The sequence below is a fragment of the Halomonas sp. AOP30-A1-24 genome (assembly GCF_052378165.1).
GTDB classification, from domain to species: Bacteria; Pseudomonadota; Gammaproteobacteria; order Pseudomonadales; family Halomonadaceae; genus Vreelandella; species Vreelandella citrativorans.
Genome location: NZ_JBQSXL010000052.1, coordinates 1 through 9,241, shown reverse-complemented (window position 1 = coordinate 9,241; position 9,241 = coordinate 1). Strand labels below are relative to the sequence as shown.

8 protein-coding genes are annotated in these 9,241 nt (G+C 52.8%); 7 read left to right on the top strand and 1 reads right to left on the bottom strand.

Features of this window, described 5'->3' with window-relative positions:
- The 3 genes from ACT3TJ_RS17500 to ACT3TJ_RS17490 form a co-directional block, all read left to right on the top strand.
- Positions 1-1,726, top strand: a 1,726-nt coding sequence (locus ACT3TJ_RS17500) for a cbb3-type cytochrome c oxidase subunit I (protein WP_444622738.1), incomplete at its 5' end; no start/stop codon positions are given.
- 3 nt (positions 1,727-1,729) lie between these two features.
- The gene (locus ACT3TJ_RS17495; RefSeq protein WP_172118302.1) at positions 1,730-2,086 is read left to right on the top strand and encodes a hypothetical protein; all 357 of its coding nucleotides are present in this window, start codon (positions 1,730-1,732) and stop codon (positions 2,084-2,086) included.
- Positions 2,087-2,103: 17 nt separating this feature from the next.
- A complete protein-coding gene (locus tag ACT3TJ_RS17490) occupies positions 2,104-4,281 on the top strand; it encodes a heavy metal translocating P-type ATPase (RefSeq protein ID WP_444622737.1) in 2,178 nt (725 codons plus the stop codon).
- Between the two features lie 20 nt (positions 4,282-4,301).
- Here ACT3TJ_RS17490 and ACT3TJ_RS17485 read toward each other — a convergent pair whose 3' ends face one another.
- Positions 4,302-4,613, bottom strand: a complete 312-nt coding sequence (locus ACT3TJ_RS17485; RefSeq protein ID WP_444622736.1) for a winged helix-turn-helix domain-containing protein — start codon at positions 4,611-4,613, stop codon at positions 4,302-4,304.
- A gap of 84 nt (positions 4,614-4,697) precedes the next feature.
- Between ACT3TJ_RS17485 and ACT3TJ_RS17480 the strand changes: the two genes are divergently transcribed.
- The 4 genes from ACT3TJ_RS17480 to ACT3TJ_RS17465 all read left to right on the top strand — a co-directional run bounded on the left by ACT3TJ_RS17480 (position 4,698) and on the right by ACT3TJ_RS17465 (position 8,484).
- Entirely contained in the window at positions 4,698-5,510 is an 813-nt protein-coding gene (locus ACT3TJ_RS17480) for a helix-turn-helix domain-containing protein (RefSeq protein WP_444622735.1), read from the top strand.
- 86 nt (positions 5,511-5,596) lie between these two features.
- The gene (gene tyrS / locus ACT3TJ_RS17475) at positions 5,597-6,859 is read left to right on the top strand and encodes a tyrosine--tRNA ligase (protein WP_444622739.1); all 1,263 of its coding nucleotides are present in this window, start codon (positions 5,597-5,599) and stop codon (positions 6,857-6,859) included.
- A gap of 199 nt (positions 6,860-7,058) precedes the next feature.
- Positions 7,059-8,243, top strand: a complete 1,185-nt coding sequence (locus ACT3TJ_RS17470) for a Na/Pi symporter (RefSeq protein WP_444622734.1) — start codon at positions 7,059-7,061, stop codon at positions 8,241-8,243.
- Positions 8,244-8,253: 10 nt separating this feature from the next.
- Complete coding sequence (locus ACT3TJ_RS17465) at positions 8,254-8,484, top strand: hypothetical protein (RefSeq protein ID WP_193055111.1); 231 nt, start codon at positions 8,254-8,256, stop codon at positions 8,482-8,484.
- Positions 8,485-9,241 lie beyond the last annotated feature (757 nt).

Genomic DNA, 9,241 nt, shown 5'->3' with positions numbered 1-9,241 from the left:
AGTTTACATCATCTTTCTGCCGGCTGCTGGTATTGTCTCGACGCTGATTCCCGTCTTCGCCGGTCGGCCTATCGTAGGCTACGGCTGGGTTGTATTCGCTATTACCGTGATGGGATTTATTAGCTTTGGGCTATGGGTCCACCACATGTTTACGGTGGGCATCCCCCAGCTGGCTCAGGCATTTTTCTCAGCTGCCAGTATGCTGGTGGCGATACCTACCGGTATTCAAATTTTTGTCTGGTTGGCCACACTGTGGCTTGGTAAACCCAAAATGAAACTCCCGATGCTATGGATCGTCGGATTTTTGGTCATTTTTGTGTGCGGTGGTTTAACCGGCGTTATGTTGGCGCTAGTGCCCTTTAACTGGCAGGTGCATGACACGCACTTTGTCGTGGCGCATATGCACTATGTACTGGTAGGCGGCATGCTTTTCCCGTTAATGGCCGGGCTTTACTACTGGTTGCCGCTCTTTTCAGGGCGGATGCCCTCTGAAACGATTGGCAAATGGGGCTTCTGGCTGGTGTTTATTGGCTTCAATGCCACCTTTTTGATTATGCACTGGACAGGTCTTTTGGGAATGCCTCGGCGGGTTTATACCTACGACACAGGATTGGGCTGGGATATTTTTAACTTGTTGTCTTCCATCGGCGGGTTTGTGATGTCGGCAGGGTTCGCCATGGTGCTGATTGATATCGCGCTGCACTTTCGCTACGGCAAACCCGCTAAAACCAATCCATGGAATGCGGATACACTGGAGTGGGCCAATAAACTGCCACCGACTCCCTATAACTTTGTCAGCTTGCCTCTTATTGAAACACGCCACCCGCTTTGGGAGCACCCAGAGTTGCCCCAGGAGATGGAAGAAGGCAAATACGGCCTGGCCTCAGCAGACCACGGCCGCCGCGAGATGTGGGGCACCGACCCGCTAACCGGCAAAGTGCGTGAAGTTATTCATGTGCCCAGTAACTCCTGGTGGCCGCTTTTTGCTGCTATGGCGCTTGCGATAGTGTGTATCAGCCTGTTATTGCGCTGGTACCCGTTGGCCGGTTTGGGGGCAGTGGTGGCGGTCGTTTTCCTGCTGCGCTGGTCGTGGGAGAACGGGGCCCATCCTAAAGCGGCACCTAACGCTAATGTTACGCCTGGCGACCCACCACTGCACTCCCGAACCATGGATGGCCCCGGCGTTTGGGCCATGACAACCGCAATGATCGCCAATGGATCTTTTTTCCTATCTTATCTATTTGGCTGGTTTTATCTGTGGACGATATCGCCTGAATGGCGGATGCCCGAGACATCGCCGCTTTCCTTAACAGTGCTTGTCATCGCGGGTGGCGCATTACTGGGTGGTGCGGCGTTAATGGAGAAGAGCGTACGAGGACTGCGTAAGCAACAAGAGCGTGGCTTGGCATTTAACTTTTACGGCGCCGCGCTATTGGGCGGCATTCAGTTTGCGCTGATTTTATGGGTAATGGTACGCGCTAACCTGGCGGTTACTGAAACGTCGCATGATGCAATTCTGATGGTAGGCCTCTACTACGCGCTGCTGCATAGCGCCTTGGGGGCGGTACTTTCCCTGCTCCAGGGCTTACGTGTTGGTTACCGCTATGTGGGATTGCATGCGCCGTTTGAACCGGTAGTCGTCGCTTATTTCTGGCGCTATAACGTGGTGGTGTTCTGGATATTGGTTGTTGCGCTGGCCGTGTTACCGCGCGTGATTGGAGGCTAAGCGATGAAAGCAATCGTGCAGCGATTAAATCTTACTCATCCGGGCCATTTTGTAGGTGGGTTGACGCTTTGGAGCATCTGGTTTGTCGCCATTTACGGCGGGCTATCGGTTGCCTGCGCCGTGGTGCCGCCAGAGCCTGACCTGGGTGCATTTAACCATATCAATATCACTCTGTTGTTGCTGAGCCTGGTAACCGCCGTGCTATTGGCCGGGCTTGCCTGGGGGTGTTTTCAAGAAGCTAAACAGCATAAAGGGCGGCAGCACTTTAATGCCTTTGTGTCCGCATGGCTATACGTGTTTTCTGCCTTGGGCGTGGTGTTTGTCGCCGGGCCGATGGTTGGCTTACCGCCTTGTCTGTAAGCGGTAAAGAGCCACCGATGCAGGCGCAGGGGGAGCCAAGCGCCAAAGAAGCGCTGTACACGCTAAACGGCATGTGGTGCACCAGTTGTGCGCTCGCCGTGGAGGGCGTGCTTAGCCACCGAAAGGGGATTGAGAGCATCAGCGTTCACTACCCAACCGCCACACTATGGGTAAAAGGAGCTGCTGAGGCTATCTCGCTCGACACGTTGGCCCCTAAAGTAAAGCGCCTAGGCTACCGGTTAACCGAGCTGGAACCCAGTGCGGACGCGCATGCGCGCCTTGAGCAGGAAAGCCGCTATTTGAGTTTACGCCTGCTGGTGGGGTCCGTGTTTGGCATGTGGACCATGCTGGCATCTCTTTTGATTTACGCAGGAGCGTTGCCCAACCCAACGATTGAGTGGGTCGTCGCTTGGGTATCGGGGGCGTTTTCTATTCCCGTTGTGACCTTTGCTGGGTGGCCGTTTTATCGAGCAGGCCTGCGCACGCTGCGTGCTAAACGTCCGGGTATGGACGTGCTGGTGACTCTCGGCGTTTGGTCTGCGGTCGTGGTGTCGTTCGGGCTTTTATGGCGCGGCTCTGCCGAGGTGTATTTTGATACGGCCGTCATGCTCATTGTGCTTTTGCTAGGCGGGCGGCTAGTGGAAACACTGTGTCGTCATCGCGGGTTAAAAGCCCTTGATGTCCTGCCCCAACCAAAGGGTGAGGCGCTGGTGTGGGAGGGCGCCAAGTGGCAAGTTAAACTCTTGGCTGAGGTGCTGCCGAGTGCCAGCGTAATGCTCACGCCAGGTGAGCTTATTGCGCTGGACGGCATTTTAGAAGAGGCCGCGTGGGTGGATACCGCATCGCTGACAGGGGAGAGCACACCTCGCCACTTTCCTAAAGGCGAGCCGGTTTATGCCGGCTGTCGGTTACTAGGCAGCACTAATGTCTGTATGACGGTCACTCATGCCTTTGGCGAACGGCGTCTGGATCGTCTTCGCGACCAAATGCGCCATTACCAGACGCAAAAGGGCGAGCTGCAAAAACTCGCCGACCGCTTTGCTGCCTGGTTAAGCCCCGTGGCGTTGATACTGGGGTTAGCTACTCTGCCGGTGGGGCTATTATTGGGGCTTGGCCTTGAAGATGCCGCCGTTCGAGCGCTTTCAGTTCTGGTCGTTGCATGTCCCTGTGCCGTAGGTTTGGCCGTGCCATTGGCAAGCCTGGCGGGGAGCGGCCGACTGTTAAACCAGGGGATCGCCTTGCGCGACCCGGCAGCGCTTGAAACGCTGGCGAGAGTAAAAACCATTGCGCTGGATAAAACCGGCACGTTAACGAAGGGCGAACCGGTGCTAGTGCATTGGGCAAGCCGTGAAGGGGCGACCGAGCCAGCGGTTAAAGCCACGTTGTATCAAGTGGCAGCCAACAGCCAGCATCCCTTGGCCCAAGCGCTCACGCGTTGGGCGGGTTCTGACCCGACATACGTACCTCGGCAATCCCAGGTGATAGAAGAGGTGCCTGGGCAAGGGGTGCACCTTCACTTGCCAGAACATGGCGATATTTGGCTCGGCAGCCAGCGCTTTTTAAATAGCCAGGGTATTGAGCTACCTGAACATGAAACGGATACCTCACTTGCCGCCTCTGAAGTGGTACTTGCGGACGCCTTGGGCTGGCTAGGCAGCTTCTATCTTGAAGATACGCCGTATGAGGATGCCGCGCCGAGTATTCAATCACTGCAAGCCGATTACTGGGTGGTCATGCTGAGTGGAGATAGGCCTGGCGCCGTTGAGGCGGTGGCTGAGCGCCTTGGGCTGGCGCCGAATGCATGTTTTGCAGAGCGTTCGCCGGAGGCGAAAGCCCGCTTGGTTCAGGGGCTGCCAGGGCCTACGCTGTTTGTGGGCGATGGGGTTAATGACACCTTAAGCCTGGCGGCTGCCGATATTGGGGCAGCCCCTTTCAACGCCAGTGATGCCGCCCGTGAAGGTGCAGCTGCGCATTTACTGAAACCGGGTGTTGCTAGCCTGGTTGAGGGGCTTGCCACTGCTCAGGCAACTCGGCGTGTCATGTTGCAGAATTTAACCCTGTCGGCCGTCTATAACACGCTAGCACTGGGCTTGGTGATCGTGATGGCCATCCCCCCGCTGGTGGCGGTACTGGCCATGGTCGCCAGTTCATTAAGCGTTACGCTAAATGCTGCTCGGCTTGCCTGGCGCGATTGAGCATCTGAACCAACAGGCAATCAAAATGTGAACGCAGGATAATCCAGTGCCTCGGCCAGCCGTTTTGCCTGATTTTTGACCCAGGAAGGGTCAATTGGCCCCCAACTGATAATTCGGTATTCACCACTGTTATGGCGCTCGCCTTGGGTTGGTTGAAACTGGCATTCAATGTCCAGTTCGGCAAGTGACGCAATCGTATCCTGAGCCGTACGACGCGGCATGCCGCAGGCGCTTACGAGCGCAGGTACGCTAGCGACGCCCTGGTCGATCAGGTAAGCCACATAAAGGCGTCGATAAAAGCTGGATTTTGTCTTGCTGAGAGAGTCGGTCATAAAATCTACCGTGTGAATGTCTTATAAATGAGCGCGGACTAAAGCATACTGAACGTCCTCTGCCACAGCCACCGTTTAATACGTATGCCTACTCTCTTTAAAGACGCCATGTCGCATGCGTTAACGCAGACGATTGATGCGCTGCACACGGTGAGCTTCACCTCACAGCTGACGGCGCTTCTCAAAACCATTATCCACTTTGACTGTGCGGTGATCATTGGGTACCGGCCTGACAAACACCCTATCTACCTGTTCGATTCCATTCCCGAGCGCCGTGAGCTGCTTTTTCAGCGTTACTTGCTACAGGATTACCAGCAGGACCCTTTTCTGGTAGCGCTCGACCAGGCACCGCGCCAAGGTGTGCTGTGTATGGCCGATGTGGTACCGCCTGCCGGGTATAACGAGTATGCCAGCAACTTCTATCAGCGAACCGGCTGGCAGGATGAACTTTGTCTCGCCATTCGTCTGGATGATGCCCGCTGGATAGTTATCTACTTGGGATTGTTGGCGGAGAGTGGCGGGTTTTCTTCCTCCGATGCCCACTACCTTGAGCTGTATATTGAGCTGCTGGCCGCGCTGTGCCGCAAACAGTGGGGCAATAATCCGCTGTATCTTTCTGAGCCTTTGCAGCCCGATCAGCCGATTAGCCAGCACATTCACCAGGCCATTGGCAGCTTTGGGCAGGCGCATTTAACCCACCGTGAACAGCAGGTGGCTGCCTTGATGGTGCAGGGCCTGGATTCCGAAGAGATTGCCGAGCGCCTGCAGATCACCCAAGGTACGGTCAAGAATCACCGCAAACGTATTTACGCCCAGCTGGGTGTGGCGTCGTTAAGCGAGCTCTTTGGCCTGTTTATCAATCATGCCATTACCGCACCGCCCGTCACCCAATCCTGATTTCTATCCCTTTAGGGATATCGCGGATTGCGCCGCCAACTTTTAGCCTATGACCATCTTCTCTAATGGCTAAAAAGGCGAGCATGATGACTGTACAGGCATTGCTTCACGACCTTGAACGGCGTGGTTTGATTGCGCAGACAACTCACCTGGATGAGCTTCAGGCTCTGCTCGAATCACCGCAGACCGTTTACTGCGGTTTTGACCCCACGGCGGGCAGCCTGCATATCGGGCACTTGGTGCCCTTATTGATGCTCAAACGCTTTCAGGATGCCGGCCACCAAGGTGTGGCGTTGGTCGGGGGGGCCACCGGCTTGATTGGTGATCCCAGCTTCAAGGCGGCGGAGCGTTCGCTTAACTCTCCCGAAACGGTTGAGGGTTGGGTTAACGCCTTAAGCGAACAGATTTATTGGTTGATGGCCCCGCACCTCGAAGCGCCCCTGAAAGCGGTTAATAATGCAGAGTGGATTGGCCAGATTAGCGTGATCGACTTCTTTCGCGATGTGGGCAAACACTTCTCGATGAATGCGATGATTAACCGTGAATCCGTTCGTCAGCGTCTTGAACGGCCTGACCAGGGCATGTCGTTTACTGAATTCAGCTATGCGCTGCTGCAATCCTATGACTTTGCCCACCTCAACAAGACGTTGGGCTGCCGGTTACAAGTGGGTGGCAACGACCAGTGGGGCAATATCGTCAGTGGTATCGACCTCACACGCCGCCTGAACGGCGAGCAGGTGTTCGGTATGACGCTGCCGTTGATCACCAAATCCGACGGTACCAAATTCGGTAAAACGGAAAGCGGCACGGTATGGCTCGACCCGGAACAGACCTCGCCTTACCAGTTTTACCAGTTCTGGTTGAATACGGATGATGCTGACGTTTACCGTTTTTTACGCTATTACACGTTCATGGATTGCGATCACATCGACGCAATCGTAGCAGAAGACAAGCAGGCCGCTGGCAAGCCCCAAGCGCAGCGTGTACTTGCTGAAACCATTACCCGCTTTGTGCATGGCGAGGAGGGGCTGGCTGCTGCTCAGCGTATTTCCCAGGCGCTGTTCAGTGGTGAAGTAGCTGCGCTCTCATGTAGTGAGCTACAGCAACTTGAACTTGATGGGCTACGCTGCCAAGACGTAGCGTTTGGACAGACGCTGGAAGAAGCTATGGTGGCAAGCGAACTCGCCTCATCCAGGCGGCAGGCCCGTGAATTGATTGACCAGAACGCTGTACGTATCAATGGCGAGCGCGCCGAGCAAGGGCAGCTAAGTCAAGCATTCGCGCTTTTTGACCAATACTGGATCGTACAAAAAGGTAAAAAGCACTTTCGATTGTTCAAGCGTGGGTAACTTACATGGGATGCCGCTTCCAGGAAGTAGCAGCATTCGCTTGATGTTGCCCATTGTGAACAACCTCTCTTCGATCCAATACCGTTCGCTCTAACACGATAGTGCCACGCCGTTGTCACGCCTATGTCACTTATAGACGCCACTCTTTGCAGGAGTGGGTGGGTTATACGTGCGTTCTTCCTTCCAAGAGGATGTGGCAATGGCCGAAAATATCAATAGTGCTGTGCAAGAGGTCTTACCAAGCCAGGGTCGCAGAATAAAAGTCCGGCGCAAGGGCACGCTAAGGCAGTGGCTCACGCTTGCATTGCTGGTGTATTTCCTAATCTGTGCCGTATCCATCATAGGTAATGGCTTTAAGATTGCCGCGGGCGGCCATGCCGCTCAGTTGTTTGAATTTGCCACCAACCCCTTTGTTGGTTTGATGATTGGGATTGTCGCGACGGCCCTGATACAGTCATCTTCAACCGTTACTTCCGTTATCGTGGCGTTTGTGGCGGGCGGCCTGCCTGTCGCTACGGCGGTGCCCATGATTATGGGCGCCAACATTGGTACTACTGTCACCAATACATTGGTAAGCCTTGGCCACGTACGTGATAAAGCCGAGTTTAGGCGGGCGTTCTCTGCCGCAACAGTGCATGACTTTTTTAACTTGCTGGCCGTGGCGATTTTTCTGCCCATTGAGCTTATTTTTCATCCGCTTGAAAAGCTGTCAAACGCTACGGCGTTTCTGTTTTACGGTGATGCTGACCTTTCCATGGGCAGTATTAATATTGTCGGGATGGCAACAAAGCCGATTACCTCTTCGGTTGAAAGTGTCGCCATGAACCTGCCCACGATTGCCGGTGGCGTTGCCATGATTATTTTTGGTATTGCCGTGATTTTTTTAGCGATTCGTTATATCGGCGCACTGCTGAGAGTATTGATGGTAGGGCAGGCAAAAAACATTATGCATAACGCCATTGGACGTGGCCCCGTCGCCGGTATTGCTTCTGGTGCTGTGGTGACGTTTTTAGTCCAGTCTTCCTCTACCACCACAAGCTTAATGGTGCCGTTAGCTGGGTCAGGCGCATTCTCTTTACGTCAGATTTACCCTTTCACATTGGGCACCAATATTGGCACGACGTTTACCGCGCTACTTGCGGCCACCGCAATCACTGGGGCAACTGCCATACTGGCGCTGGAAATCGCACTGGTTCACCTCTTCTTTAATTTATTTGCCGTCGTGGTGATTTTTGGCCTACCGTTTTTAAGACCACTGCCTGTTAAAGGTGCCGAGTGGCTAGGCCGTGCCGCCTCAGAAAGAAAAGCACTCGCCGCTGCTTGGGTATTAGGCGTATTTATTGCCGTGCCAGCTATCCTGATTGCGCTCACCACGCTGTTTTGAGGAAACACCCATGACCCATCAACACGAGCTAGTGTCAACATCGACCGCTGAACTCAAGGCCATGCTGGATGACTCTTCCGAGCTCATTGAAGAAATAAGAGAAGAAATTGCACAAAGGGAAGCGCAAGAGCGCGAACTAGAACCTTTCGATACGCTGATTAAAGAAGCACGACCCAAAATGAACGAAATTCGTAGTTTCTTTACGTTAGTGCTTAATGAGCTACGCCACCGGCCTAAATAAGCGTTACGAATAGCGAAAGCAACAAGGCTACTCCTTTAGGTATTTGTTTGACACTTTCAGTAAGCTGAGAGTATGTCAGGAAAATGCCTTTTTATGGGACCTGTTAGGTCATGCCATACTGTATGTTCATGTCTTGACTTATTCCATTATAGCACTGTTGTTTATTCGTCAGCACAAATGGTTGCTTGTTGAATATTTATCTTTCTAATTCTTGGTCGAGTTGCCCAGTATTCATTAAATGATGGCTGGATAAAATACCTTTTTCACTCATGATGCCTTATTGTAAAACAGTGGCTTAAGTTGTTTTTATTGAGTGGTCATATCGTGCTATGGCCTTGAAGATAATCCTATACCGTTGTGTAGATTAATATGGGAGCCATTGTTTGGATGTTTGTAGCGTCAAGGTTTTTAATCTATTGATGAGTTGGTATATTTTCTTATACTCGTTATTAAACCACTTTTCTACCCGTTGGGTGCTATGAGAAAGAGATGTCACGCCTTGGTTGGTAATATTTTTAGCATTTTCAAATGGATAGACGTTTTCTGGCGAAATAATTTTTTAAATCATACTTACGATTTTTCATTTTTAAGATTTTGTCATAGACTAAAAGCACCATCTATGTAGGTATAGTAAATGTTGATGGTTTGGTAGGGTGGTTTTAGCTGATCTTTGAGCAGTAAACGTGATCCATATAAAAAACTGGGGGTAGTACGATGGATGTCAAAGGGTTAAATACACGTAATGATAATGACGATG